The sequence below is a fragment of the Rhizobium oryzicola genome, assembly GCF_030504645.1.
Lineage (GTDB): Bacteria > Pseudomonadota > Alphaproteobacteria > Rhizobiales > Rhizobiaceae > Neorhizobium > Neorhizobium oryzicola.
In genome coordinates this window covers 463,717-487,822 of record NZ_JAUKWQ010000002.1, presented here as the reverse complement: position 1 = coordinate 487,822, position 24,106 = coordinate 463,717, and the positions used below count along the sequence as shown (strand labels likewise).

General features: G+C 59.6%; 28 protein-coding genes. 18 read left to right on the top strand and 10 right to left on the bottom strand.

The annotated features are described in order from the left end of the window. Positions 1–120 precede the first annotated feature (120 nt). Positions 121–597, top strand: coding sequence for a transcription elongation factor GreA (gene greA, locus Q2T52_RS09660; protein WP_302076503.1), 477 nt, complete (start codon positions 121–123; stop codon positions 595–597). Positions 598–604: 7 nt separating this feature from the next. After that, positions 605–1,663, top strand: coding sequence for a glycosyltransferase family 4 protein (locus tag Q2T52_RS09655; RefSeq protein ID WP_302076502.1), 1,059 nt, complete (start codon positions 605–607; stop codon positions 1,661–1,663). A 7-nt stretch (positions 1,664–1,670) separates the two neighbouring features. Here Q2T52_RS09655 and Q2T52_RS09650 read toward each other — a convergent pair whose 3' ends face one another. Continuing rightward, the gene (locus tag Q2T52_RS09650) at positions 1,671–2,138 is read right to left on the bottom strand and encodes an Lrp/AsnC family transcriptional regulator (RefSeq protein WP_302076501.1); all 468 of its coding nucleotides are present in this window, start codon (positions 2,136–2,138) and stop codon (positions 1,671–1,673) included. A gap of 253 nt (positions 2,139–2,391) precedes the next feature. Between Q2T52_RS09650 and trxB the strand changes: the two genes are divergently transcribed. The 4 genes from trxB to Q2T52_RS09630 all read left to right on the top strand — a co-directional run bounded on the left by trxB (position 2,392) and on the right by Q2T52_RS09630 (position 6,283). After that, the gene (gene trxB / locus Q2T52_RS09645) at positions 2,392–3,366 is read left to right on the top strand and encodes a thioredoxin-disulfide reductase (RefSeq protein WP_302076500.1); all 975 of its coding nucleotides are present in this window, start codon (positions 2,392–2,394) and stop codon (positions 3,364–3,366) included. Positions 3,367–3,368: 2 nt separating this feature from the next. Continuing rightward, positions 3,369–4,271: a LysR family transcriptional regulator VtlR gene (locus Q2T52_RS09640; protein ID WP_302076499.1), complete on the top strand. Its 903-nt coding sequence runs from the start codon at positions 3,369–3,371 to the stop codon at positions 4,269–4,271. Positions 4,272–4,817: 546 nt separating this feature from the next. Next, positions 4,818–5,114 carry an ArsR/SmtB family transcription factor gene (locus Q2T52_RS09635; protein ID WP_302076723.1) on the top strand — a complete coding sequence of 99 codons (297 nt, stop codon included), beginning with the start codon at positions 4,818–4,820 and terminating at the stop codon, positions 5,112–5,114. Between the two features lie 38 nt (positions 5,115–5,152). Further along, positions 5,153–6,283, top strand: a complete 1,131-nt coding sequence (locus Q2T52_RS09630) for an alkene reductase (RefSeq protein WP_302076498.1) — start codon at positions 5,153–5,155, stop codon at positions 6,281–6,283. Positions 6,284–6,333: 50 nt separating this feature from the next. On the opposite strand, the gene Q2T52_RS09625 is transcribed toward Q2T52_RS09630, so the two are convergent. Continuing rightward, positions 6,334–7,347, bottom strand: coding sequence for an SDR family oxidoreductase (locus tag Q2T52_RS09625; protein WP_302076497.1), 1,014 nt, complete (start codon positions 7,345–7,347; stop codon positions 6,334–6,336). An 89-nt stretch (positions 7,348–7,436) separates the two neighbouring features. On the opposite strand from Q2T52_RS09625, the gene Q2T52_RS09620 reads away from it, so the two are divergent. Both Q2T52_RS09620 and olsE read left to right on the top strand, forming a co-directional pair. Beyond that, on the top strand, positions 7,437–8,354 hold the full coding sequence (locus tag Q2T52_RS09620; protein ID WP_302076496.1) for a LysR family transcriptional regulator: 918 nt from the start codon (positions 7,437–7,439) through the stop codon (positions 8,352–8,354). 61 nt (positions 8,355–8,415) lie between these two features. Then, positions 8,416–9,378 (top strand): ornithine lipid hydroxylase OlsE, encoded by a 963-nt coding sequence (gene olsE / locus Q2T52_RS09615; protein WP_302076495.1) that lies wholly within the window; start codon positions 8,416–8,418, stop codon positions 9,376–9,378. Positions 9,379–9,470: 92 nt separating this feature from the next. Here olsE and Q2T52_RS09610 read toward each other — a convergent pair whose 3' ends face one another. Then, complete coding sequence (locus Q2T52_RS09610; RefSeq protein ID WP_302076494.1) at positions 9,471–9,731, bottom strand: DUF2188 domain-containing protein; 261 nt, start codon at positions 9,729–9,731, stop codon at positions 9,471–9,473. A 153-nt stretch (positions 9,732–9,884) separates the two neighbouring features. Here Q2T52_RS09610 and Q2T52_RS09605 point away from each other — a divergent pair, with 153 nt between their 5' ends. Next, positions 9,885–10,988, top strand: a complete 1,104-nt coding sequence (locus tag Q2T52_RS09605; protein ID WP_302076493.1) for a calcium:cation antiporter — start codon at positions 9,885–9,887, stop codon at positions 10,986–10,988. Positions 10,989–11,050: 62 nt separating this feature from the next. Here the strand turns inward: Q2T52_RS09605 and Q2T52_RS09600 are convergent, their stop codons facing one another. Continuing rightward, complete coding sequence (locus tag Q2T52_RS09600; RefSeq protein WP_302076492.1) at positions 11,051–12,253, bottom strand: pyridoxal phosphate-dependent aminotransferase; 1,203 nt, start codon at positions 12,251–12,253, stop codon at positions 11,051–11,053. 307 nt (positions 12,254–12,560) lie between these two features. Between Q2T52_RS09600 and Q2T52_RS09595 the strand changes: the two genes are divergently transcribed. From Q2T52_RS09595 to Q2T52_RS09585, 3 genes are all read left to right on the top strand, one after another. Then, positions 12,561–12,878 (top strand): hypothetical protein, encoded by a 318-nt coding sequence (locus tag Q2T52_RS09595; RefSeq protein ID WP_302076491.1) that lies wholly within the window; start codon positions 12,561–12,563, stop codon positions 12,876–12,878. Between the two features lie 103 nt (positions 12,879–12,981). Next, positions 12,982–13,869 (top strand): DMT family transporter, encoded by an 888-nt coding sequence (locus tag Q2T52_RS09590; protein WP_302076490.1) that lies wholly within the window; start codon positions 12,982–12,984, stop codon positions 13,867–13,869. 445 nt (positions 13,870–14,314) lie between these two features. Then, on the top strand, positions 14,315–14,530 hold the full coding sequence (locus Q2T52_RS09585; protein ID WP_003494703.1) for a cold-shock protein: 216 nt from the start codon (positions 14,315–14,317) through the stop codon (positions 14,528–14,530). A 79-nt stretch (positions 14,531–14,609) separates the two neighbouring features. Here Q2T52_RS09585 and Q2T52_RS09580 read toward each other — a convergent pair whose 3' ends face one another. Continuing rightward, on the bottom strand, positions 14,610–15,296 hold the full coding sequence (locus Q2T52_RS09580) for an MBL fold metallo-hydrolase (protein WP_302076489.1): 687 nt from the start codon (positions 15,294–15,296) through the stop codon (positions 14,610–14,612). Positions 15,297–15,364: 68 nt separating this feature from the next. Next, positions 15,365–15,547 carry a hypothetical protein gene (locus tag Q2T52_RS09575; protein WP_302076488.1) on the bottom strand — a complete coding sequence of 61 codons (183 nt, stop codon included), beginning with the start codon at positions 15,545–15,547 and terminating at the stop codon, positions 15,365–15,367. Positions 15,548–15,860: 313 nt separating this feature from the next. Between Q2T52_RS09575 and Q2T52_RS09570 the strand changes: the two genes are divergently transcribed. The 3 genes from Q2T52_RS09570 to Q2T52_RS09560 are packed head-to-tail and all read left to right on the top strand — an operon-like array spanning position 15,861 to position 18,499. Next, the gene (locus tag Q2T52_RS09570) at positions 15,861–16,376 is read left to right on the top strand and encodes a MarR family winged helix-turn-helix transcriptional regulator (protein ID WP_436799518.1); all 516 of its coding nucleotides are present in this window, start codon (positions 15,861–15,863) and stop codon (positions 16,374–16,376) included. A 16-nt stretch (positions 16,377–16,392) separates the two neighbouring features. Continuing rightward, positions 16,393–17,082 carry a response regulator gene (locus Q2T52_RS09565; RefSeq protein ID WP_436799517.1) on the top strand — a complete coding sequence of 230 codons (690 nt, stop codon included), beginning with the start codon at positions 16,393–16,395 and terminating at the stop codon, positions 17,080–17,082. Positions 17,083–17,116: 34 nt separating this feature from the next. Further along, positions 17,117–18,499 carry an ATP-binding protein gene (locus Q2T52_RS09560; RefSeq protein ID WP_302076486.1) on the top strand — a complete coding sequence of 461 codons (1,383 nt, stop codon included), beginning with the start codon at positions 17,117–17,119 and terminating at the stop codon, positions 18,497–18,499. 108 nt (positions 18,500–18,607) lie between these two features. Here Q2T52_RS09560 and Q2T52_RS09555 read toward each other — a convergent pair whose 3' ends face one another. The 4 genes from Q2T52_RS09555 to Q2T52_RS09540 form a co-directional block, all read right to left on the bottom strand. Next, a complete protein-coding gene (locus tag Q2T52_RS09555) occupies positions 18,608–18,946 on the bottom strand; it encodes a tRNA-binding protein (protein ID WP_302076485.1) in 339 nt (112 codons plus the stop codon). A gap of 12 nt (positions 18,947–18,958) precedes the next feature. Continuing rightward, positions 18,959–19,777: a pyrroline-5-carboxylate reductase gene (gene proC / locus Q2T52_RS09550; protein WP_302076484.1), complete on the bottom strand. Its 819-nt coding sequence runs from the start codon at positions 19,775–19,777 to the stop codon at positions 18,959–18,961. After that, positions 19,777–20,277, bottom strand: a complete 501-nt coding sequence (locus tag Q2T52_RS09545; protein WP_302076483.1) for a type III secretion system chaperone family protein — start codon at positions 20,275–20,277, stop codon at positions 19,777–19,779. Before Q2T52_RS09545 ends, proC begins: the two co-directional genes overlap by 1 nt. A gap of 440 nt (positions 20,278–20,717) precedes the next feature. Further along, on the bottom strand, positions 20,718–20,975 hold the full coding sequence (locus Q2T52_RS09540; RefSeq protein WP_302076482.1) for an accessory factor UbiK family protein: 258 nt from the start codon (positions 20,973–20,975) through the stop codon (positions 20,718–20,720). Positions 20,976–21,202: 227 nt separating this feature from the next. Between Q2T52_RS09540 and lgt the strand changes: the two genes are divergently transcribed. From lgt to pgeF, 3 genes are all read left to right on the top strand, one after another. Then, positions 21,203–22,045, top strand: coding sequence for a prolipoprotein diacylglyceryl transferase (gene lgt, locus Q2T52_RS09535; RefSeq protein ID WP_302076481.1), 843 nt, complete (start codon positions 21,203–21,205; stop codon positions 22,043–22,045). Positions 22,046–22,064: 19 nt separating this feature from the next. Continuing rightward, on the top strand, positions 22,065–23,168 hold the full coding sequence (locus Q2T52_RS09530) for a class I SAM-dependent methyltransferase (RefSeq protein ID WP_302076480.1): 1,104 nt from the start codon (positions 22,065–22,067) through the stop codon (positions 23,166–23,168). A gap of 148 nt (positions 23,169–23,316) precedes the next feature. After that, positions 23,317–24,105, top strand: coding sequence for a peptidoglycan editing factor PgeF (gene pgeF, locus Q2T52_RS09525; protein WP_302076479.1), 789 nt, complete (start codon positions 23,317–23,319; stop codon positions 24,103–24,105). The last annotated feature ends 1 nt before the right edge of the window (position 24,106 follow it).

Here is a 24,106-nt window from a genome sequence, read left to right as displayed (position 1 = left end):
CGATGAGCTTCTGTTATAGTTCGCGAAAGTCAGGTTTTCGCATGGTTCCGGCGCTTCGCTCCGGAACCTGTTTCTTTTTGTGGCCGCGCGTTGTGGCCATGAGACTGAGGAAAAGGAAAAATGGTAGATAAGGTACCGATGACGCCGACCGGTTTCGCCAAGCTGCAGGAAGAGCTGCGCTGGCGCCAGCAGGAGGAACGTCCCCGCATCATCGAGGCCATTGCCGAAGCGCGTGCCCATGGCGACTTGTCTGAAAATGCCGAGTACCATGCCGCGAAGGAAGCTCAGAGCCACAATGAAGGCCGCATCACGGAACTGGAAGATCTGACGGCGCGCGCCGAAGTGATCGACTTCACCAAGATGTCCGGCACCAAGATCAAGTTCGGCGCCAAGGTAAAATTGGTCGACGAAGATACCGAAGAAGAGAAGATCTATCAGATCGTCGGCGACCAGGAAGCCGATGTGAAGGAAGGCCGCATCTCGATCTCCTCCCCCATCGCGCGCGCGCTGATCGGCAAGGAACCGGGCGACTCAATCGAAGTCAACGCGCCGGGCGGCTCGAAGGCCTACGAAATCCTGTCCGTCACCTGGGGCTGACCCCCACGTGTCTTTAGCACTTTCCGACATCGAGGTCATTGCTCCGCACTTCAAGCGGCGCCTTTCCGGCGTGACCTCGACTGTCATCCAGCTTGTGCCGATCCAGAACAGCCTGGGCCAGAAGGTCACCACCTTCGGCCCGGGGCTGCCGGATACATTGCCGTCGATGCGCTGGCATCAGTTGCCCTTACTCTGGCAGCCGCCTGAGGGACGGAGGCACAGGGTGTGGCACGCCCGCCGCAATATCGAGATGTTGCCCGGCATTCTTCTGCGCGACGTGCTGCGCATGCCGCTGAAGCTCGTCTTCACCTCGGCCTCGCAGCGAAAGCACACGGGCTGGACCAAGTGGCTGATCTCGCGGATGGACCGGGTGATTGCCGTCTGCCAGAGGACCGCGTCCTACCTGGAACGCGACAGCGAAGTCATCCTGCACGGCATCGATCTGAAGCGCTTCTCGCCGGCGCCCGACAAGCACAGGGCACGCGAAGCACTCGGGCTTGATCCGCAGCAGCGGTACGTCGGCTGCTTTGGCCGCGTGCGCCACCAAAAGGGCACGGATCTCTTCGTCGATGCCATGATCCGACTCCTGCCCTCCCGCCCCGGCTGGTCAGCCATCATTGCCGGACGGGCAACGGCAAAGCATGTCGGTTTCGAGGAGGAATTGAAGGCACGCGTGAAGGCATCAGGCCTTGCCGACCGCATTCGCTTCGTCGGCGAACACACCAACATCAATGACTGGTATCGCGCGCTCGACCTCTTCGTCGCACCGCAGCGCTGGGAAGGTTTTGGCCTGACCCCGCTGGAAGCCATGGCCAGCGCCGTTCCCGTGATTGCCGCCGATGTCGGCGCCTTTGTCGAACTGATCGTGGATGGCGAAACCGGCGCAATCGTGGAACGCGGCTCGCTCGACAGTTTCTCAGACGGTATCGCCAGCTATCTGGATGATGTAGAAAAGCTGGAGAGCCATAGCGCCGCAGCACTGAAGCACGTCACGGAGAACTTTTCCGTAGAACGGGAGGCCCGCGCCATCGGCGCCGTCTATGCGGAGATGCTGGCGAACCGCTGAGCGAAACTTACACTTCGACCAGACCGAGCTTTTTTACCTGACGAATGGTCAGCATGGTGCGCACCGTGTCGACATGCTCGTTGGCGGTCAGCACTTCGATGACGAAATCCTGGAAGGTGGCGAGGTTCTCGGCCGTGCAGCGCAGCAGGAAATCGCTGTCGCCCGACACCATCCAGGCCTCGCGCACGATCGGCCAGCCCTGCGCCAGAGAGGCGAATGATTTCAGATCCGCTTCCGATTGGCGCTTGAGACCCACCAGGCAGAAGGCCACCAGATCGTAACCGAGCTTCGGGCCATTGAGGATCGCCGAATAGCCCTCGATCACACCCGCCTCCTCGAGCTTGCGCACGCGGCGCAGGCATGGCGGCGCGGAAATCCCCACACGTTCGGCCAGCTCGACATTGGTCATGCGACCGTCGTGCTGGAGTTCGCGGAGGATCTTGATGTCGATGGCGTCGAGTTCGGCACGAAGCACGGGGCTTTCCCTTCTGATTTTCGCTCGCCTTTTAACGGGTTAGTCGGCGAACGCAAGAATTGGCGCAAGATTATGTCTCTCTTGCGCATCATTCTTGTGCGTAAGCATGGCAGACCCGGCGCAATTGCAAGGCTGACCTTGAATCAACGCGGGGATCGATCATAAATGTGACGAGAACGGTGGACAAATGTCCGCCCCGCGCTGGTCCGCCCGAACATCGAGGCTTGGGCCGATAGTCTTAAGGAAATCCGAAATGTCTGCCCGTCACACGCAGGTTCTCATCATTGGCTCCGGACCTGCCGGTTATACCGCCGCCATCTATGCCGCACGCGCCATGCTGAAGCCGGTTCTCATCGCCGGCATGGAACAGGGCGGCCAGTTGATGATCACCACGGATGTGGAAAACTATCCGGGCTTCGCCGATCCGATCCAGGGCCCCTGGCTGATGGAACAGATGCTGAAGCAGGCAAGCCATGTGGGCGCCGAGATCGTCAACGACCTCGTGACCGAAGTGGAACTGACGCGCCGCCCCTTCACCGTGAAGACCGATTCCGGCCAGGTCTGGACCGCCGATACGCTTGTTATCGCCACCGGCGCCAAGGCCAAGTGGCTCGGCATCGAAAGCGAGCAGCACTTCCAGGGCTTCGGCGTTTCCGCCTGCGCCACCTGTGATGGCTTCTTCTACCGCAACAAGGATGTGATCGTGGTCGGCGGCGGCAATTCAGCCGTGGAAGAGGCGCTCTATCTGTCGAACATCGCGAGGAGCGTGACCGTCGTGCATCGTCGCGACAGCTTCCGTTCGGAAAAGATCCTGCAGGAACGCCTGTTCCAGCGGCCGAATGTCGAGGTTCTCTGGAATTCGGAAGTCGCCGAGATCACCGGCACGCCCGCCAAGCCGCCTATGCCGCCATCGGTGACGGGTGTGAAGCTGCGTGATACCCGTTCCGGCGAGATTACAGAGCGTGCCATTGACGGCGTGTTCGTCGCAATTGGGCATGCGCCGGCCGTCGAACTCTTCAAGGGCAAGCTGAAGCTGAAGCCGAACGGCTATCTCTGGACGGCACCGGATTCGACCGCGACGGATGTGCCCGGCGTGTTCGCCGCTGGCGACGTGACGGACGATACCTTCCGGCAGGCCATCACCGCCGCCGGCATGGGCTGCATGGCGGCACTTGAGGCGGAACGCTATCTGGCCGGCATCCAGCCGATTGCCGAAGCTGCGGAGTAAAAATGGGCGTACCTCTCGACTGGGACAAACTGCGCATCTTTCACGCGGCAGCCGAAGCCGGTTCATTCACCCACGCGGCAGACAAGCTGCACCTTTCCCAGTCCGCCATCAGCCGTCAGGTCAGCGCGCTGGAGCAGGATGTCGGCGTGAAGCTGTTTCACCGCCATGCGCGCGGCCTGATCCTCACCGAACAGGGCGAACTTCTGTATCGCACGGCGCATGACGTTCTCCTAAAGCTGGAAACCGTCAAGGTGCAGCTGACCGAGACGACGGACAAGCCGAGCGGCAAGCTGCGCGTCACCACGACCGTCGGTCTCGGCCAGGGCTGGCTGACGGACAAGGTGCAGGAGTTCCTCCAGCTCTATCCGGAAATGTCGATCCAACTCATCCTCGACAACGAGGAGCTGGATGTGAACATGCGCCATGCGGATTGCGCGATCCGCCTGCGCCAGCCCCAGCAATCGGATCTGATCCAGCGCAAGCTGTTTACCGTGCACATGCACGTCTATGCGGCACCGTCCTACATCAACCGCTTCGGCGAGCCTCAGACGGTGGAGGATCTGGACAATCACCGGATCATCACCTTCGGCGAACCGGCCCCAAATTACCTGCTGGACGTGAACTGGCTCGAACTGGCCGGGCGCTCGTCCGACAACCCTCGCCTGCCGCATCTGCAGATCAACAGCCAGACGTCCATCAAACGCGCCTGCCTGTTGGGAATCGGTATCGCCGTGCTGCCCGATTACATCGTGGGCCGCGACCCAGGACTGATTCAGCTGGCGATCAATGCGGACATCCCGTCCTTCGATACCTATTTTTGCTATCCGGACGAGATGAAGAATGCGGCAAAGCTGAAAGTTTTCCGGGATTTTATCGTCGCCAAGGCGCGCAACTGGAATTTCTAAAACAGAACATCGTTAAACACATGAACTCAAAAGCGTTGATTGTTCAACAACTTGGCGACGGAGATATGCGGCGGGGAACGGCAAGGATTTGCTGACCTGCGTTCATGACATAGCTGCTGTGCACAAAAAAGGATTGTTCGCTGCACAATAAAGAACCATATCGCACACAGCTGATGCACATGGTGGCTTTTCCTCCCAGTTCCACCGCAGCAGCTGTTCCCCTCTGGAGGTTTAATTACCTTCACACTTATAGGGCCCTGGTTTTCCAGTGGCCCTCTTTTTTTACCCAAAATTCTCTTTGTTGCACAAAATACCTGAGACAACTTCTGCGCTGCTCTTGCCGCAGGCGCGAAGCACTCCCATATTGGAACAAGCTGGCGCTTATGGTGACATCCCCTCGTTGCTCGCGCTGGCTGTTCCCCTCTGGAGGTTTTCAAACCTTCACATCTCAAGGGCCCCGAAACCGGTGGCCCTTTTTTTTGCCCTTCCCCTTTAAATCGGAAAAACCCGATCTACATATCGGATGTAGCCGATATGGTGACCATGATGGATAAGACCGAAATTCTCAAAGCACTCTCGAACCCGTTGCGGGTGGAATTCCTGGAGTGGATGCGCCAGCCGGAGGAGAACTTCTCTTCCCAGGCCCATCCGTTGGAGATGGGCATCTGCGCCCAGCAGTTCGAGCGCCGCTGCGGGCTTTCCCAGTCCACCGTGTCCGGCCACCTGGCCACACTTGAGAAAGCGGGGTTGGTCAGCACCACCAAGGTTGGTCAATGGACCTTCTACCACCGCAACGAAGACGCGATCCGTGACTTCATTGAAACGCTCAAGACCTCTCTTTGAGGCCTTACCACCATCCACACCGAAAAGGATGATACTTCATGCCAACACTGTTCGACGCCGTCACATTTGGTGACCTTGAACTGAAGAACCGCATCGTCATGGCACCCCTGACGCGCAACCGCTCGCCCAAGGCGGTTCCGAATGACCTGAACGTGACGTATTACGATCAACGCGCGACCGCCGGTCTGATCGTGTCGGAAGGCACGGCCATTACGCAGCAGGGTCAGGGCTATGCCGATGTTCCCGGCCTCTACGCTCCGGGTGCCGTGGAAGGCTGGAAGAAGGTAACCGACGCCGTGCACAAGAAGGGCGGCAAGATCGTCACCCAGCTCTGGCATGTCGGGCGCATCTCGCATGTCTCGCTGCAGCCGAACGGTGGCGCGCCCGTCGCCCCCTCCGCGATCGTGGCAAAGTCCAAGACCTATATCCTGAACGAGGACGGCAGTGGTGGTTTTGCCGCAACGTCTGAGCCGCGTGCGCTGGAGCTTTCAGAGATCCCGGGCATCGTCGAGGATTTCGCCAAGGCGGCACGTGCCGCGGCGGAAGCCGGCTTTGACGGCGTCGAGATCCATGGCGCGAACGGCTACCTGCTCGATCAATTCCTGAAGGACGGCGCCAACAAGCGCACCGACGCCTATGGCGGCTCCATCGAGAACCGCGTGCGGCTCACGCTGGAAGTGGTCGATGCCGTCGCAGGCGCCATCGGCGCAGGACGCGTCGGCATTCGCCTGTCGCCCACCACGCCGGCAAACGATGTGACGGACAGCAATCCGCAGGCCGTCTTCAACCATCTGGTGGCCGAGCTTGCCAAGCGTAACCTTGCTTTCATCCACGTCATCGAAGGGGCCACCGGCGGCGATCGCGCCCATCAGTATGCTGGCACCAGCTTCGACTATGACGCCTTCAAGGCGGCTTACGTGAATGCCGGCGGCAAGGGCGCATGGCTGCTCAACAACGGCTACACGGCGGAAACGGCGAAGGAAGCGATTGAAACCGGCAAGGCCGACCTCGTATCGTTCGGCAAGCCCTTCATCGCCAACCCGGATCTGGTCGAGCGTATCCGCACCGGCGCCGCCTGGAACCAGATCGATCAGGCGACGCTCTATGGCGGCGGCGCAAAGGGCTATACCGATTACCCGACGCTGCAGCAGGCAGAAGCCGCCGAGTAACGTCACAACGCCATCACCGGGCGCACCGCCCGGTGATGGATATGCGCCGCCTACAGGACGGGAAGATTTACCGTCGCGCGCGCGGAACGCTCATCCAGGCAGCCGAGCGAGCGCAATGTCGCTTCGACCGCCAGATCCAGTGGCGTCGAGGGTTCTGACCCCAGGAACGCCCGCAGCCTTTCGTTTCGCATGCGCACGGGCTGCTGCCACAGATACCGCATTTCCCGCAGCTCCCTCATGAAGGGCACGAAAGGGCTTGCAGGCAACAAGCTCCACCAGGGGAACGCCCCGACTTTCAGCGGCTGCTGCACCACCCGCTCGATCGCCCGGATCATCCTTCGCCCATCCGGGTCCCAAACGCCTTCCATGTTGAACTGAGCGAAGGACGGCAGGCGGTCTGCCTGTTCGATGAGCCGCACCATCGTCTCGGCAACGTCAGGCAGATAGGCCCATTGGTGTCCGATGCCGGTCTTGCCCGGCTGGGTGACGCTGCGCACCGGCTTGCCCATTTTGATCAGCCCCTGCGAGAACCAGCTGTTGGCAGCACCCGGCCCAAAGAAGTCTCCGGCGCGCACGATCAATGCAGGCACTCCATCATCCGCAGCGCGCCGCAGCCGCCGCTCCATCTCCACCCGGATGGCGCCCTTGCGCGTCACCGGGTTCTGCGGGCTCTCCTCGGTGATATCGAGGAAGGCGTCAGGCCCATAATTGTAGACCGTGCCGGGCAGCAGAACCCGTGCGCCAACGATGCGTGCCGCCGCGATCGTGTTGTCCAGCATGGGCAGAACCAGTTTGTCCCAGTCCTTGTATCCCGGAGGATTGACCGCATGAACGATCAGGCTGGCGCCTTCCGCCGCAGACAGCACATCCGCCGCATTCATCGCGTCTCCGTGCACCCACTCGAACTGCGGATGCTTCGCCTGTGCGCCGACCGGATTGCGGTTCATCGCCCGCACATTCCAGCCGCGATCGGAAAGGCGGCGGGCAACAGCGCCGCCAATACCGCCCGTTGCGCCCAGCACCAATGCAAGCGGGCGGACCTGTGTAATGTTTCTGTTTTTCATGGCCTGATCTCCTTGGCTTCGATGGCTGGAGTATCCGCCCAATTCAGACTATACAAAATTGCGGAAAACCGTGAAGCATCTATACAAAAATGAATGAGCCGGACTGGAACCTTTATCGAACCTTCCTGGCCGTCATGCGGAAAGGTTCCCTTTCAGCCGCCGCGCGGGAGGTAGGTCTGACCCAGCCGACCGTAGGACGGCACATTGACGAGCTGGAAGTTCAGCTTGGCCGCAGTCTTTTCACCCGCTCCCAGCAGGGATTGCTGCCAACCGATACCGCCCGCGCCCTTTTGCCTTTCGCCGAAACCCTGGCAGCCACCTCGGCGTCACTCATGCGTCAACTCTCGGGACGCGCAGACCGGGTAGAAGGCGTGGTCCGCATCACCGCCAGCGAAATCATTGGCGTCGAGGTGTTGCCGCAAATCCTTCGGCATCTGCAGTGGGACTATCCTGATCTCACCATCGAGCTCTCCCTCTCCGATTCAGTTGAAGATCTTCTGCGGCGGGAAGCAGATATTGCCGTGCGCATGACCCGCCCCGCCCAGGACGCCTTGGTGGCGCGGCATGTGGGCGAGATAGAATTGGGCCTGCATGCCCATCCGGATTATCTGGAGCGGTTCGGCACGCCACAAAATCTCGCAGACCTGGCGCAGCACAGCATGATCGGTTTCGACCGCAAGACAGCCTTCATCCGGTCCACGGCCAAGGACATGCAAAGTCTCATGCCCGACTTTCCTTCTCTGGACGATATTGAGTGGAGCTACCGGACAGACAGTAACCTCGGTCAGCTGACGGCGATCCGCGCGGGCCTTGGCATCGGCATCTGTCAGGTACAGCTTGCGCGGCGGGCGCCAACCCTTCAGCGCCTGCTGCCGGAATTTCGCTTTCCTTTGCCCACCTGGGTCGCCATGCATGAAGACCTGAAGACAGCGCCGCGCTGTCGGGCCACGTTCGATGCCCTTGTCACAGGTTTGCGAGACTATGTCACAGAAGCTGGAAGGGCATAGACGCGACTCTCATCGGCCAGCTATACAGCAGGTGTTTCCAACTTCTGAACCGAGGCTTCAGGTGCTCTACGCTTTCGCTTCCCGTACCCTTTGGCCACTTTTTTTCATCGGTGGATTGATCGGCGCTCATTTCGCATTCCAGTCGTCCGCGCCGCTGTTCTGGTTCAACGTCACCTATCTGACAGTGATCGCCGGTATTGCGCTGGCCGAGCGGCTGATGCCTTTCGAAAAGACATGGCTCGCCCGTGACGGTGAAACCTTCAACGACGTGGCCCATACGATGCTGAGTAAGGGGGCGGTGCAGATTCTGGCTGCCATCAGCGCATCCTTGCCCATGGGCGTCGCTACGCTGGTGCAGCCGCTGACCAGCGGCATATTTCATGTCTGGCCGGATCAGCTACCGATGTTCGCTCAGGTGGTTCTCGGTCTTGTTACTGCGGAACTCGGCCTCTATCTCGCCCATCGCTTCGCCCATGAGAACCTTTACATGTGGCGCTTCCACGCGCTGCATCACAGCGTGGGACGACTGTGGGTCGTCAATACCGGGCGCTTCCACTTCATCGATTCCGGTTTCAAGATCGCGCTCAGCCAGATTCCGCTCTATCTTCTCGGGGCACCGCTGCCGGTGTTTCTCTGGATCGGCGCGGTGACAGCCTTTATCGGGCTTCTCACCCATTGCAACATCGATGTGCGCACCGGCTTCCTGGATTATATCTTCAGCACGCCGCGCCTGCACCGCTGGCACCATTCGCTGGATCTGGCGGAAGGCAATACCAATTATGGCGAGAACCTTGTGGTCTGGGACCAGCTTCTCGGAACCTATTTCAACCCGCCACGCGAACCCACCACCAAGATCGGCATTACCGGCCGCGTGGCCGATAACTTCATTGGTCAGTTGGTCCAGCCCTTTTCCTACAAGGGATCGCGCAAGATCCTCGGCAAGAAGCCGCAAAGTGTCATCGAGGCGGAAGCCCGCAAGGCCGAAGCCAAGCGGCAGGCAGAGATGTCCCGACAGACAAATTGAGGGCAGACGTTGTGCATTTCCCTTCTCCCCGCTGGCGGGGAGAGGGGACTCAAGTCTCGAAACTCCGCTAGCCCCCAGCCTGTGCTTGGCAACTATCGCCCAGCCGTCCCGGCCGTGTCCTCGACATCCGCCTCCGGCCGATCACCGCCATCGCTGTATTCGATGTGCCAGATGCCCTTTTCATCCTGCCAGCTGATTTCTTCGGAATCGCCGCCGACCTGCTGTTCCGCCGCCACGATCCGGGCAGCCTCCAGCGCAGTGTCATGCGTTGCGAAGGTTTCGGAATAGACATCGCCGAGCTTGTAAGCCCAGCCGCCATCATGCTGCACGATCTTGTAAACCACCTTGGCCATCAGCCATCCTCCTGCTCATCACACGGGCGGGTTGCCCGGAGATCGGGGAAGTCGAAAACCCGCCTCTGGTTCCATGCGCCGTATCCACTGCACTTGATAGGATAAACCATCGCATTAAGTTGCAGCCTATAGGTCAAGGGCGCACGGGACAGCATGACATCTCTCATCAAACAGGAAAAGTTCCTTCTGCTGTCGGCTGTGGCGGCCATTGGCTTCCATTTTGCGGAACACAGTCTGATTGCTTCCGGCCAGACAGTTGCGCTCATGGCTGCCGTCCTATTGATTGCCGTGATCGTGCTGGCCTCCACGCGCGTTGCCCACCATGCGGAGGTTCTGGCGCATAAGGTCGGCGATCCCTATGGCACCATGATCCTCACCCTCTCGGCGGTTGCCGTCGAGGTGATCATCCTGGCGATCCTGATGAGCCATGCGGACTCGCCCACGCTGGTGCGCGACACGATCTATTCCGCCGTCATGCTGGATATCAACGGCATCCTGGGTCTCGCTGCCCTGCTCGGCGGCTTGAGGCATGGCGAGCAGCCCTACAACGACAATTCCGGAAAGACCTATGGGGTGATGATCCTGACGGCCATGGGCATTTCCATGATCGTTCCGGAATTCATCCCCGAGGCGAAGTGGCATTATTATTCCGCCTTCACGATTCTTGCCATGGTGGCGCTCTACGGCCTCTTCCTGCGCATGCAGGTCGGCCCACACAGCTACTTCTTCAGCTACAGCTATCCAAAACCCAAGAGCACCGCGCCAAGCGTTTACGGCGCCCAGGATGAAGAGCCGGCAAAGGACAATACCACCGTCTCGATCGTCATTATCCTGATCGGCGTGGTGCTCATCGGCGTGCTCGCGGAATACATGTCCGCCTTCATAGATACCGGCCTGGAAGGCACCGGCTCGCCGCCCGCCCTGATGGCGGTGATTGTCGCCGCGATTTCCGCAGCACCCGAAATTCTGACGGCGCTGCGGGCCGCATTGCGCAACCGCATGCAGTCGGTCGTCAACATCGCCATGGGCGCCTCGCTCTCGACCGTCATCCTGACCGTCCCGGTCATGGAGGCGATTGCGCTCTACAGCGGCCAGCCCTTCGTCATGGCCATGTCGCCGGTGCAAACAGTGATGGTGGCGATCACACTGATCGCCGCAGCGATAAACCTCAACGATGGCGAAACGAATGCCATCGAAGGCATGACGCATTTCGTGCTGTTTGCCACCTTCCTGATGCTGACCGTGCTGGGGCTTTAGAGCCTTCAATAGAAAAGGGCCCGCCTTTCGGCGAGCCCTTCAATGCGAATAAAACGATCTGCTTACTTGCAGTTATTGCAGAAGCGCTGGATGCGGCGGCATGCCTCTTCCAGCAGTTCTTCCGACGTTGCGTAGGAGATGCGGAAGTTCGGGCCAAGGCCGAAGGCGGAACCATGCACCACGGCCACACCTTCCGTTTCCAGAAGCTCGGTGACGAAGTCTTCGTCCGTCTCGATGACCTTGCCGGACGGTGCCGTCTTGCCGATCAGACCCTTGCAGGACGGATAGACATAGAAGGCGCCTTCCGGGTTCGGGCAGGAAATGCCCTTGGCCTGGTTCAGCATGGAGACGACGAGGTCGCGGCGACCTTCGAAGATCTTCTTGTTCTTGACCACGAAGTCCTGCGGACCGTTCAGCGCTTCGACAGCCGCCCACTGCGCGATCGACGAGGCACCGGAGGTCTGCTGACCCTGGATCATGTCCATGGCCTTGATCAGTTCCAGCGGGCCGGCAGCATAGCCGATACGCCAGCCGGTCATGGCATAGGCCTTGGACACGCCGTTCATGGTCAACGTGCGATCATAAAGCTTCGGCTCCACTTCGACGGGTGTGACGAACTTGAAGTCACCAAAGGTCAGGTGCTCGTACATGTCGTCGGTGAGGATCCACACATGCGGGTACTTCACGAGAACATCGGTCAACGCCTTCAGCTCGTCGTGGCTGTAGGCGGCACCCGACGGGTTGGACGGTGAGTTGAACACGAACCACTTGGTCTTCGGGGTGATCGCCTTCTCCAGTTCGGCGGCCTGGAGCTTGAAGTTGTTTTCCTGCGTCGTGGAAACGATGACAGGCGTGCCGCCGCAGAGCGACACCATTTCCGGGTAGGACACCCAGTACGGTGCCGGGATGATGACTTCATCGCCTGCGTTCAAAGTTGCCATGAAGGCATTGAACAGAATCTGCTTTCCGCCCGTACCGACAATCGTCTGCGCCGGCGTATAATCGAGACCGTTCTCGCGCTTGAACTTCTTGGCGATTGCTTCGCGCAGCTGCGGAATGCCGGCAACCGGAGTGTACTTCGTTTCGCCGCGATTGATCGCATCAATGGCTGCCTGTTTCACATTATCCGGCGTATCGAAGTCCGGCTCACCGGCGCCGAGGCCAATCACATCGCGACCTTTTGCTTTCAGCTCACGAGCTTTCTGCGAAACGGCGATGGTGGCGGACGGCTTTACGCGGGAAAGTGCATCGGCAAGGAAGGCCATGATGAGTTGATCCTGAGTGAGTTGGAATAGGCGACGTCAAAAATCGCCATAGGTTCTATGTCGAAGAAAGCCGCGGCTTTCAAGCCCAAACAGCGGCAGAAACCGGCAAAGTAAGCCGGTCCGAAAGCAGATTAACCTTCGCTAAAACAGGCTCTGCACGCACGGAAAATATGCGCATTTTACAACCCGTGATCAGCGCCTTCATCTTGCCACAATAAATGCCGCGGCCTGCCGCAATGCGGTCCTGAAGGCGTCGCTTTCAAAGGCTTTTCTCACTGTCATCGCAAGACCTTGAGAGGCACTGCTCATGTTCGTGGACGACGAGAAGGCATCGGCTAGAATTCGCAGGCACAGAACCCGCTCCAGCCTCTGGGTTGCGGCCACCACATTGGCTGCTTGCCTGATCACGACGCTCGTCCTGGTGAACACCGCGAGCGCCGCCGAAACAGCGACACTGAGCCAAGTTGTTACCCCCCAATTGCTGCTGCAGGCGCCGACGGCCGATAGCCGCGCCATCTTCAGCGCAATTATTATCGTCTTCTCCATCGCCGCCGCCGGGCTATGGCGCCTCAGTTTCCGCCCTTCTTCAAAAGCGCAGCAGGATCGACTGCACGAACAGAACTGACAAGAGGTCATTATCCCTTGAAGCGCTGAAAAACTCCTGTTAGGTCAGCCTCGTCGTATCTGACGCATCGGCACGCCCAGCACCTCCCGAAACAGGATTGATCATGACGCGCGCTCAGGCGAATCTCGTGCTTCTTTTGGCCGCTGCAATCTGGGGCGGCGGCTTTGTGGCACAGGCAACGGCCATGGACCGCATAGGTCCCTTCTGGTTCGTGGGTATTCGCTTTGCCATTGCAGCGCTTGCGGTCCTGCCCTTTGCAATGTTCGAAGCGCGCAAAAGCAAGGCACAGTTGACCGGCCGCCAATTCATCGGGCTTGTCACCGTGGGCATGGCGCTCTTTGCCGGCGCCATCACGCAGCAGATCGGCTTGCTCACCACAACCGTCACGAATTCCAGTTTCCTCACCGGTCTCTATGTGGTCTTCGTGCCGATCATCACGGTCGTGGCACTGCGCAAATATCCGCACTGGATCATCTGGCCCGGTGGTGCTCTGGCGCTCGGAGGCATTTTCCTGCTCAGCGGCGGCCATATTGCCCGCCTCAGCACCGGAGATCTCTGGAGCATTCTCTGCGCCGTCTTCTGGGGCATCCAGATTGTACTTGCTGGCTACTGGGTCGGTCGCATCGGACGTCCTCTGGCACTCTCGGCAACGCAATTTGCCGTCTGCGCCATTCTCAGCATGGCCTTCGGCCTTTTCCTCGAACCTGTCAGCTTCGAGGCCGTCCGGTCAGCGGCGGCGGAACTGCTCTATGTGGGCCTGATTTCCTCTGGGCTTGCCTTCGTGCTGCAAGTGATCGGCCAGCGTTATACCACGGCACCGCAAGCAGCCATCTTTCTATCCTCGGAAGCCTTGTTCGGCGCCCTGCTGGGCGCCCTGCTGCTCGGTGAAAAACTGCCCCCTACCGGATATGCCGGATGCGCCCTCATATTCGCGGCCATGCTCGTGGTTGAACTTGTGCCGGAATGGCTCGCACGACGACGCACGGCATAGCCAATTCATGCGACGCAAATTAGCCAATTTGCGACATTGCCACTTCAAACAACACGACTGCGCTGTGCAGCCTACAAGGGCGCCCTAAATCAATCCACAGTGGCAAGCCAATCCAAAACCCTTGTAATCCCCAGATTCCGTACAATCATTCGGTGTTTGGCCTTCATCTCGAAAAACTTTTTCTTGCCAATTTACGATAAACACAGCACTCTGTGCATGTTCGGGCAGTTACGAGCATGGGAAGACCTATAATGAAGCGTTTCGGGAGCGCCAAAACTTCCGAGCGGGGGAACGTGGAACAGCACCGGTCAGGACTTTTCTTCATCCCACGCGGCAATACGGGCCCCTTTCCTCCATCTTCGAAATGCCTGCCGCTCGCCCCTTGTGGGCTATATCGTGATGCTGTCCGCCGCTGAACACGGACAGAGGAAAAAGGACCTGATGCATGGCCGAGACTGGCACTGTAAAATTCTTCAACACTGACAAAGGCTTCGGCTTCATTAAGCCCGACAACGGCGGCGCCGATATCTTTGTTCATATCTCTGCCGTACAGGCTTCCGGCCTGTCCGGATTGTCAGAAAATCAGAAAGTAAGCTTCGACACGGAACCGGATCGTCGTGGCAAGGGCCCGAAGGCCGTCAATCTGCAGATCGCAGGCTGATCCTTCGACACGGCTATTCTTTAATCCAGTTGAAGCCCGGCAGTTATGCCGGGTTTTTTCTTGGCCGTCTTCCAGTAACTTACTGGTTCAGTGAAGGTTGTTCGGCAGGCTTGGGCGCGCCGATGCCCACCAGGAAGGGATTGCTGCGGCGCTCGTCGCCGATCCGGCTGCCAGGACCGTGGCCGCAGAGAAAGCCGACATCATCGCCCAGCGGCAGAACCTTGTCGCGGATCGAAGCCAGCAGCTGTTCGTGGTTGCCGCCCGGCAAATCGGTGCGACCGATGGAGCCGTTGAACAACACATCGCCCAGATGGGCAAAGTTCATCGCGCGATTGAAGAAGATGACGTGGCCCGGCGCATGACCCGGGCAGTGATACACTTCGAACACGTGCTCCCCGAAAGAGACGGTCTCACCCTCGTTCAGGAAGCGGTCCGGCACCAGATTGCGGGCCTTCATCTCCACGCCAAAGCTCGCTGCCCGGCTTTCCAGAACGGACAGAAGCGGCTGATCTGCTTCGTGCGGGCCGATCACCGGAATGCCCAGACGTTCGCGAAGCTCATCAGCACCGCCCGCATGGTCGATATGGCCATGCGTAATCCAGATTTCCTTGAGCGTGATACCCTGCTCTTCGAGCACGCCGACGATCGTGTCGACATCCCCGCCCGGATCAATCACGACACCTTGCTTCGTGTCGGAATCGAACAACAGCGTACAGTTCTGCTGGAAAGGCGTAACGGGAATAATGCCGGCCTGGAGCTTACCCATGATGTCTCGCTAAGGTGGAATGTCTCTCTGCCCTATAGCGCCGAACGACCGGCAGCGCAGCGAAAAAATCACTCGCTGGCGAGATAGCCGATTTCTGTGGTGACGGGCGGCGTCAGCGAAACGGACGCAAGCAAAAATGCTGCGACGGCAAGCTTGACGGAAAATACGGCAACCAGAACCGGACGCAGGGCGTGCTTGGACGGGGAAGCGATGGTCACACCGGTTTCGGCGGTGATCTCAGGAACATACATGGAATTCACTCCGGCTATTTCTGAACGCGCAACGATCGCTTCCGCAAAAAGGTTCCCGCATTCGAAGCGCGTCGACAAAAGCATCTGGGCATTGTGCCAGTCTTGTCACATGATCCGAATTTGGACATCCCAATGCTGTATCGCCTGGGCTTTACAGTCTTGGATGGGGACGACGCAAGCTCCATCCCTTTAATTGGTTGATTGTTGGATGGCTTCGCGCTTTATCAACAGCAACACGAAATGCGAATGATTTGCATCTCGATTCCCATTCCGGCATCCGCCGAGGGGCATCGCGCATGGGAAAGGACAACAGGTGTCGCCGGGTTCGACAGGAAAAGCCGCACAGAAGGTTCACCCGCCGATGCCTGCCGTCGATGAAAGCAAGATCGACTTCGAGACGATCGAGCTGCTGTTCTTTGCCTATCGCGATTTCGTATCCGACCCCGACGCCATCCTTTCCAAGATCAGCATGGGCCGCGCCCATCATCGTGTGGTATATTTCGTATGCCGGCATCCGGGCATGATGGTGACGGACCTTCTGGATACGTTGCAAATCACCAAGCAATCGCTGGCGCGCGTGCTGAAACAGCTGATCGACAGCGGCTATATCAGGCAGATGGCCGGCGCCAAGGATCGCCGCCAGCGCAGGCTCTACCCCACACTGGCGGGACGAGAGCTGGCACTGGCGCTGTCGGAGCCGCAGTCGCGTCGTATCGGACATGCAATGCAGGATCTGAGTGCGGAACAGCGCGAGGGCGTTTTAGCCTTTCTGCGCGCCATGCGCGGACGAGCAGAGGGTTTGGAAGCCGTCGATAACGAGGTCGAGTGAGATGGGTAATAGTTTAGTGTCCCTTTCTGACGATGCGGCCCACCTGCTGGTGGTGGATGACGACACGCGAATACGCGATCTTTTGCACCGCTACCTGATGGAGCAAGGGTTCCGGGTCACGGTCGCAAGCGAAGCAGCCGAGGCCCGGCGCAAGCTGGAAGGGCTTGATTTCGATCTGATCATTCTGGACGTGATGATGCCGGGCGAAACCGGCATCTCCCTGACGCGCTCCATGCGCGAAAAGCGCCCTATCCCCATCATCCTTCTGACGGCGCGCGCAGAAGCCGCTTCCCGCATCGAGGGCCTGGAAGCGGGCGCGGACGATTATCTGCCAAAGCCTTTCGACCCGCGCGAACTGGTGCTGCGCATCAACAACATCCTGCGCCGCAGCGCATCGGCTGACACGCCCAAGATCGATCAGGTGATGTTCGGCCCGTTCACCTTCTCCATCACGCGAAAAGAGCTGCGCCGTGCCGCCGAGACCATTCGTCTGACCGATCGCGAACAGGAAATCATGCTTCTGTTTGCGCTTCGTGCTGGCGACACAATTCCGCGCCATGAACTGATTGGCGACGACGCGGAAGTGGGCGAACGCACCATCGACGTTCAGATCAACCGCCTGCGCCGCAAAATCGAAGACGATCCGGCAAATCCGGTCTATCTTCAAACCGTGCGCGGCATCGGCTACCGTTTGAGCATTGATTGAACGGTACGGGCCGGGCGCCGTTTCAAGAGGCAGCATGGCGATCATCGACACCATCAGACGCGACATGGGGCGTTTCGCACCGCCTGGCTGGCCGGCTTTCGGGCGGTGGCTGAAGCGGCGCATGCCGAAGGGCCTCTATCTTCGCTCCGTGCTGATCGTCATCATTCCCATGCTGCTATTGCAGACGGTGGTGGCGGCCGTCTTCATGGAGCGACACTGGCGCCTGGTGACGGAGCGCCTGTCGCAGGCCGTAACGCGCGATATTTCCGCGATCATCGAACTCATCAAGATATCGCCGCCCGGTAGCGATTACAGCCAGATCATCCGCATCGCGCAGGATAGCCTGACGCTGAACATCTCGATCGAGAACAACGCGCAACTGCCGCCGCCGCGTCCCAAACCCTTCTTCTCGCTGCTCGATGACATTCTGGCCGACCAGATCAACGACCAGATCCGCCTGCCCTACTGGATCGATACGGTGGGCGACAGCCGCCTGGTGGAAATCCGCATCCAGCTGGGCGACAAGGTGCTGCGCGTCTTCACGCTTCGAAACCAGACCTATGCCTCCAACACGCATATCTTCATGGTCTGGATGTTCGGCACATCGCTGCTGCTGATCGGTATTTCCGTGCTCTTCCTGCGCGGTCAGATCCGCCCCATCCTGACACTCGCCGATGCAGCAGAAAGCTTCGGCAAGGGCCAGAAGATGACGTCGCCCTTCGTGCCGCGCGGCGCCGATGAAATTCGCCGTGCCGGCATCGCCTTCATCCAGATGCGCGAGCGCATCGAACGGCAGATGGAACAGCGTACCGCCATGCTGGCCGGCATCAGCCATGACCTTCGCACCATCCTCACCCGCTTCAAGCTGCAACTGGCGCTCGCCGGCAACAATCCCGACCTTGCCGGCATGAGCAGCGATGTCGACGACATGCAGAGCATGCTGGAGGGGTATCTCGCCTTTGCCCGCAGCGAGGCGGAAGAGGATTTCGGCGAGCTTCGCCTCAGCGAACTCCTGGAAAAGCTGAAGAGCGACTTTACGCTGCACGGCAAGTCGATGACCTACGAGATCGACGGGGAAGATCTTCTGGCCGTGCGGCCCGGAGCCTTTACCCGCCTCGTCACCAACCTTGCTTCCAACAGCCAGCGCTATGCCAATAGCCTGCACGTGGAGGCGCGCCATAGCGCCCGTTGGCTGACACTGGTCTTTGACGATGATGGTCCGGGCATTCCGGAAGTTTCGCGCGAGGATGTGTTCAAGCCCTTCTTCCGGCTGGATGAAGCACGAAACCTGAATGAATCAGGCACAGGTCTCGGTCTGGCGATTGCCCGTGACATCGCACGCGCGCATGGCGGAAACGTCACCCTGACGGAAAGCCCGCAAGGAGGCTTGCGTGCCATCGTGCGGGTGCCAGCGTAAGGCACGGCTTGAGATAAGCGGAAAGGCTTTGCCGCCTCGAGCGAAACGCCTGATTTTGGCAGGGTGGCGGCGCCTTGATCAGCTCATTGCCACGAACCGTGACATCAGTCACATCATCTTCATGCCGTTCGGCACGGCGCGCTCCACACCTGCCAGCACGATAGCGCCGTTCTCATCGGCAAAACCCAGCGTCAGCACTTCCGAACGGACCGGACCGATCTGGCGCGGCGGAAAATTTACCACTCCCAAAACCTGACGGCCAACCAGCGTTTCCGGTGTGTAATGCACGGTGATCTGAGCTGACGAACGCTTGATGCCGATCTCAGGCCCGAAATCGATCCGAAGCTTGTAGGCTGGCTTGCGGGCCTCGGGAAATACTTCGGCCTCGACGATGGTGCCGACACGAATGTCGACCTTTTCGAAATCGTCCCAACTGATCTCGGCCATGGCTACTCTATCTCAGCTTCCCAGTTCTTCGGCACGCTTGCGCGCCGCCGCCAGCGCTTTGTCGAACAGCGGCTGCATCGCATCGTCAGCCATCAGCACGGAAAGCGCCGCCGCCGTGGTGCCTCCAGGCGAGGTCACGTTCTGGCGCAGGCGCGCCGCCTCATCGGACGACTGGTAGAGCAGTTCCCCCGCCCCCGAAACGGTTTCCCGCGCGAGCCGCATGGCGAGGTCCGCCGGCAGGCCGAGTTTACGACCTGCCTCAGCCATGCATTCCACGAGATAGAACACATAGGCCGGACCGCTGCCGGAAACGGCAGTGACGGCGTCAATGTCGCTCTCGCGCTCCACCCATTCCACGGGCCCGCTGACTTTCAGCAGATCCGTGACTTGCGCGCGCTGGGAATCTGAAACTTTTGAATTGGCGAAAGCACCGGTTACACCGCGGCCGACCATGGCCGGCGTATTGGGCATGGCGCGAACCATGCCAGCTTCGCCGAGATGCTTTTCGAGGAAGGCGAGCGTCTTGCCGGCGGCAACAGAGACCACAACCGTCTCAGGCCCTACCAGCGAGGCAAGACCAGGCAGAACGGCCTCCATAACCTGCGGCTTGACGGCCAGAAACAGGATGGAGGCCTTGAGGTCCGACGGCGCGGAGGCAGCATGGGAGACGCCAGCCTCATCAAGCTTCGCCTTCAGCGCCTCGGCGGGCGCCGGGTCGAGAACGAGAATGGACTTTCCAGACACGCCGCTTTTCAGCCAACCGGACAACATGGCACCACCCATATTGCCCGCACCGACCAGAACGATCGGACCACCAACCTCAATCGGCATCAGCACTCACCAACCGTTTCGAACAGAACTGCATCAAGGGCAGCCTTGGCTTCCATGCCCGACCAGACGACGAACTGGAAAGCCTGATAATAGGTTTCGCAGGATTCGAGAGCACTGGCCAGAAGGCCTTCCACCTGCTGGTTCGTCGGCTCCGCGCCCCCGGCGAGCAGAAGCGACTGGCGGAAAATGATTGCATCTTCCTGGCGCCACAGATCGAAATGCCCCATCAGGGTCTGACCGTTGACATGCGACAGAAGACGGATGACTTCGTTGACGCGAAAATCGGGGACCTTGAGATCGAAGGCGCAAGCCAGATGCAGCGCCTCGAACTCTTCCATCCAGGAAAAGGAGACATGATAATCCGCCCAATGACCCTCGACGGTCATGGCGATTTCATCTTCGCCCGAGCGTTCGAACGTCCAGTCATTGGAGGCTGCCACGAACTCGATCATGTCGACCGGGTTCGAATGACGTTCCATCTGTATTTCAATGAGGCTCATGGGGCACCTTCTAAACCGGGAAAAATGAAAGCGGCATTCGTGCTCAACACACCAACGGACGCGAACAAAAAACCGGAAACTACATTCTCAAGATGTTCGCCCGATACCGGCAGAATGGCAGAGCCACCCTGTCTGGAGCTTACGGCGTCGTTTCGAATCATCATTTAAAATCAGTGTATAGAGGCGGAGTCTCAGAACCAGCCCCCGCACCTCGAATTTACGGGGACGACTCACTTGGCTGCTTCCTTTTCGAGTTCAGCCTGATGGTTTAACTGACTCTGCCGTCAGCATTTTTCGGCAGTGTCCACAGGGTGGAAATTAATTGTGTTTTAACCTTCTAAAAAGGGCAAATCGATACGCAAACAAAAACGGCGCGCTGTGCCAGAATGAACAGCGCGCCGTCTTGTGGAAAACCGTAGTCAGGAAATTCGTCCCGACGATCAGCTCTGCTGGGAGAGCTTCGCTTCCAGGGCTTCTATGCGGGCTTTCAGGGCATCGTTTTCATCGCGGGCGGCAATTGCCATCTCGCGGACAACCTCAAACTCCTCCCGCTTCACCAGATCCATGCTGTTCATGAATCGCTCCGCCTGCGCCTGGAAGGCAGTTTCCACCTCGCGGCGCACATTCTGGGCAGCGCCGGCGGCATCGGTCATCAGTCGCGCGAATTCATCGAAAATTCGGTTCGTGCCATTCGTCATGGCTTTCTCCCACTGCTTGGGCCCGGGGGCGCCGGTGCTGTCATCATCGCTTAAGGAGGTAGGATTTAGCGCTCTGGCTTGCAAGAAGATTCATGCCGCACATTGAATTAGCAAAGCATTTCCTTGAGGATGAAGGGGTTATGACAAGAGATTGTCCTTGACCGCCTCCCCGCAGACCTTCATGGTCGCCGCAACAGGCGGCATAAGGGGCCGAGGGACAGACATCCGTGTATCCAGCATCCAATTTCCTCGCCATTTTGCCTTTCCCCGATGTCGATCCCGTCGCATTTTCCATCGGGCCGCTCTCAGTACACTGGTACGGCCTGGCTTATGTGGCCGGCATCCTGGTTGGCTGGTTTTACGCCCGCAAGCTGCTCGCTGATGTGGCTCTGTGGCCGGGTGAGCAAGCTCCCTTAACCTCCGAAAAGCTCGACGACTTTCTTGTCTGGGTCGCCGCGGGTATCGTTCTGGGCGGGCGCATTGGCTATGTGGTGTTCTACGATTTCGCGGCAGTTTCGGTAAACCCGATGCGCGCTATTGAGATCTGGAACGGCGGCATGTCCTTCCATGGCGGTCTCGCCGGCACCACGCTTGCGATGTACCTGTTTGCCAAGCGCAACAAGATTGCCGTCTGGAGCATGTTCGACCTCGTCGCGGCCGTCGTTCCCTTCGGTCTGTTCTTCGGCCGTATTGCCAACTTCATCAATGGCGAACTTTGGGGCCGGATTACGGATGTTCCCTGGGCCATGGTGTTTCCAACCGGCGGCCCCTTCGCCCGTCATCCCAGCCAGCTCTATGAAGCAGCACTGGAAGGCATCGTCCTGTTCCTGCTTCTTCGCTTGATGACGCACCGCTTCAAGGCTCTGCGGCAACCGGGTTTCGTTTCGGGCGTATTTGTCTGCGGCTATGCTTGCTCGCGCATTTTCGTCGAATTTTTCCGCGAGCCTGATGCGCAGCTCGGCTATCTTGCCTTCGGCTGGCTCACCATGGGCATGGTTCTTTCGCTGCCTATGCTGGCGCTGGGTCTCTGGGCAATATGGCGCGCCCGCCGGGCGGCGCCGAACCCATAACGCGAGGACGAGGCTGTTCATGACCACGCCGCTTGCCGAGAAAATCAAGACCCTGATCCGGATGAACGGTCCCATAAGCGTGACCGACTATTTTGCGCTGTGTCTGGCAGACCCAGAATACGGCTATTACCGCACGCGCGACCCCTTTGGCCTGACGGGCGATTTCATCACCGCGCCGGAGGTCAGCCAGCTGTTCGGCGAAATGCTCGGCATCTTCCTCGTTCATGCCTGGCAACAGCATGGTACGCCGGAAAATACGCAGCTAGTCGAGATCGGCCCCGGCCGCGGCACCATGATGCTGGACATGCTGCGCGTGATCTCGAAGCTGGCGCCATCGCTCCATGAAAACCTGCAGGTCCACATGGTGGAGACCAGCGAGCGACTACGCGGTGTGCAGCGCGTGACGCTGGAGGCCTATTCCTCGAAGATCCACTGGCATTCCGATTTCCAGGATGTACCGGAAGGCTTCACGCTGCTCGCAGCAAACGAGCTGTTCGATGCCATCCCGATCCGCCAGTTCGTCAAGAGCGCGACCGGTTTCCGCGAACGAATGGTGGGGCTGGATGCCGATGACAACCTCGCCTTCGGCGCAGGCATCGCCACCATCGACCCGGCCCTTCTGCCGCCAAGCCACGCCAGCGAGCCGGAGGGCATGATCTTCGAGATCGCGCCTGCGCGTCAGGCGGTCATGGCGGCCCTTTGCGAGCGGCTGAAAAAGACAGGCGGCACCGCCGTCATCATCGATTACGGCCATATGGTCACGGGCTTCGGCGACACGCTGCAAGCGGTACTCCGCCATGAATTCGATCCGCCGCTGGCCCATCCCGGCGAAGCGGACCTGACGAGCCATGTGGACTTCGAAGATCTTGCCCGCATCGCACGTGGCGTTGGCATTCAGCTGAATGGCTGCATGTACCAGAGCGACTTCCTGTTCGGCATGGGCATTGGCGAACGCGCCAGTGCGCTTGCCCGCGGCAAGGCCGAGCAGGAACAGCGCGCCATCTCGCTGGCCGTCGATCGCCTTGCCGGTGCCGGCGAAGGCCGCATGGGCGAATTGTTCAAGGTGCTGGCCGTTTCCAGTCCCTCTGTGACGCTCGCCCCCTTCCGCCCCATCCGCGACTGAGCCGATCACGACCGGCACAACCTAAACAGGGCGGTTGACACGCCAGCCCTCGCGGGACAACATCCGGCCCGAACGAAGCAGAGCAACAGCTGCGATCGCGCGACGATGCGTGCGCTCAATTGACCCCTCCCCGACATCAGAGATACCCATGCAGGAAATCTTGCCGACACCGATCGAGAGCACACTGCTGGCCAGCGGTGACCAGCGCATCCGCCACGGCTTTTTTACCCGCGAGCGCGGCGTTTCACACGGCCTCTATCGCAGCCTCAATGTGGGGCTGGGCTCCAACGATGAACGAGAAAAGGTTCTCGAGAACCGCCGCCGCGTCGCCGCATGGTTCGGCCTGCCACTGGGCCGGCTTGCCACGGTCAATCAGGTTCACTCTCCCGATGTTGTCATGATCGATGAGACCTATGCGGGCGAGCGGCCAAATGCGGATGCCATGGTGACGAAAACGCCGGGCATCGTTTTGGGCGTGCTTTCCGCCGATTGCGGGCCGATCCTGTTTGCCGATCATCAGGCGGGCGTCATCGGTGCCGCCCATGCGGGCTGGAAGGGCGCTCTTGGAGGCGTTGCGGAAAACACGATCGACAGCATGGTGAGCCTCGGTGCAACACGGCAGAACATCGTCGCCTGCCTCGGCCCCTCCATCGCCGCCGCCAGCTATGAGGTCGGCCCGGAATTCGTGGAGCGTTTTCAGGCACATGATCCCGACTACGCGCAATTCTTCCGGCCATCGAGTCGCCCGGGCCATGCGCTGTTCGACCTGCCGGGCCTGACAATGCTCAGGCTTTCGCGCGCCGGCGTTCGCGCAGAAAATCTCGACCTCGACACCTATCCGGATGAAGACCGCTTCTTCTCCTACCGTCGCACCACCCATGCGGGCGAACCGGATTACGGCCGCCAGATATCAGCAATCGCAATATCGGAGACGTGAC

What these genes read in the sequence shown, in the direction of transcription:
- greA (WP_302076503.1), top strand. Translation starts at nt 121, where the DNA reads ATGGTAGATAAGGTACCGATGACGCCGACCGGTTTCGCCAAGCTGCAG.
- trxB (WP_302076500.1), top strand. Translation starts at nt 2,392, where the DNA reads ATGTCTGCCCGTCACACGCAGGTTCTCATCATTGGCTCCGGACCTGCC.
- Q2T52_RS09640 (WP_302076499.1), top strand. Translation starts at nt 3,369, where the DNA reads ATGGGCGTACCTCTCGACTGGGACAAACTGCGCATCTTTCACGCGGCA.
- Q2T52_RS09635 (WP_302076723.1), top strand. Translation starts at nt 4,818, where the DNA reads ATGGATAAGACCGAAATTCTCAAAGCACTCTCGAACCCGTTGCGGGTG.
- Q2T52_RS09630 (WP_302076498.1), top strand. Translation starts at nt 5,153, where the DNA reads ATGCCAACACTGTTCGACGCCGTCACATTTGGTGACCTTGAACTGAAG.
- Q2T52_RS09625 (WP_302076497.1), bottom strand. Translation starts at nt 7,347, where the DNA reads ATGAAAAACAGAAACATTACACAGGTCCGCCCGCTTGCATTGGTGCTG.
- Q2T52_RS09620 (WP_302076496.1), top strand. Translation starts at nt 7,437, where the DNA reads ATGAATGAGCCGGACTGGAACCTTTATCGAACCTTCCTGGCCGTCATG.
- Q2T52_RS09610 (WP_302076494.1), bottom strand. Translation starts at nt 9,731, where the DNA reads ATGGCCAAGGTGGTTTACAAGATCGTGCAGCATGATGGCGGCTGGGCT.
- Q2T52_RS09605 (WP_302076493.1), top strand. Translation starts at nt 9,885, where the DNA reads ATGACATCTCTCATCAAACAGGAAAAGTTCCTTCTGCTGTCGGCTGTG.
- Q2T52_RS09600 (WP_302076492.1), bottom strand. Translation starts at nt 12,253, where the DNA reads ATGGCCTTCCTTGCCGATGCACTTTCCCGCGTAAAGCCGTCCGCCACC.
- Q2T52_RS09595 (WP_302076491.1), top strand. Translation starts at nt 12,561, where the DNA reads ATGTTCGTGGACGACGAGAAGGCATCGGCTAGAATTCGCAGGCACAGA.
- Q2T52_RS09590 (WP_302076490.1), top strand. Translation starts at nt 12,982, where the DNA reads ATGACGCGCGCTCAGGCGAATCTCGTGCTTCTTTTGGCCGCTGCAATC.
- Q2T52_RS09585 (WP_003494703.1), top strand. Translation starts at nt 14,315, where the DNA reads ATGGCCGAGACTGGCACTGTAAAATTCTTCAACACTGACAAAGGCTTC.
- Q2T52_RS09580 (WP_302076489.1), bottom strand. Translation starts at nt 15,296, where the DNA reads ATGGGTAAGCTCCAGGCCGGCATTATTCCCGTTACGCCTTTCCAGCAG.
- Q2T52_RS09575 (WP_302076488.1), bottom strand. Translation starts at nt 15,547, where the DNA reads ATGTATGTTCCTGAGATCACCGCCGAAACCGGTGTGACCATCGCTTCC.
- Q2T52_RS09560 (WP_302076486.1), top strand. Translation starts at nt 17,117, where the DNA reads ATGGCGATCATCGACACCATCAGACGCGACATGGGGCGTTTCGCACCG.
- Q2T52_RS09555 (WP_302076485.1), bottom strand. Translation starts at nt 18,946, where the DNA reads ATGGCCGAGATCAGTTGGGACGATTTCGAAAAGGTCGACATTCGTGTC.
- proC (WP_302076484.1), bottom strand. Translation starts at nt 19,777, where the DNA reads ATGCCGATTGAGGTTGGTGGTCCGATCGTTCTGGTCGGTGCGGGCAAT.
- Q2T52_RS09545 (WP_302076483.1), bottom strand. Translation starts at nt 20,277, where the DNA reads ATGAGCCTCATTGAAATACAGATGGAACGTCATTCGAACCCGGTCGAC.
- Q2T52_RS09540 (WP_302076482.1), bottom strand. Translation starts at nt 20,975, where the DNA reads ATGACGAATGGCACGAACCGAATTTTCGATGAATTCGCGCGACTGATG.
- Q2T52_RS09530 (WP_302076480.1), top strand. Translation starts at nt 22,065, where the DNA reads ATGACCACGCCGCTTGCCGAGAAAATCAAGACCCTGATCCGGATGAAC.
- pgeF (WP_302076479.1), top strand. Translation starts at nt 23,317, where the DNA reads ATGCAGGAAATCTTGCCGACACCGATCGAGAGCACACTGCTGGCCAGC.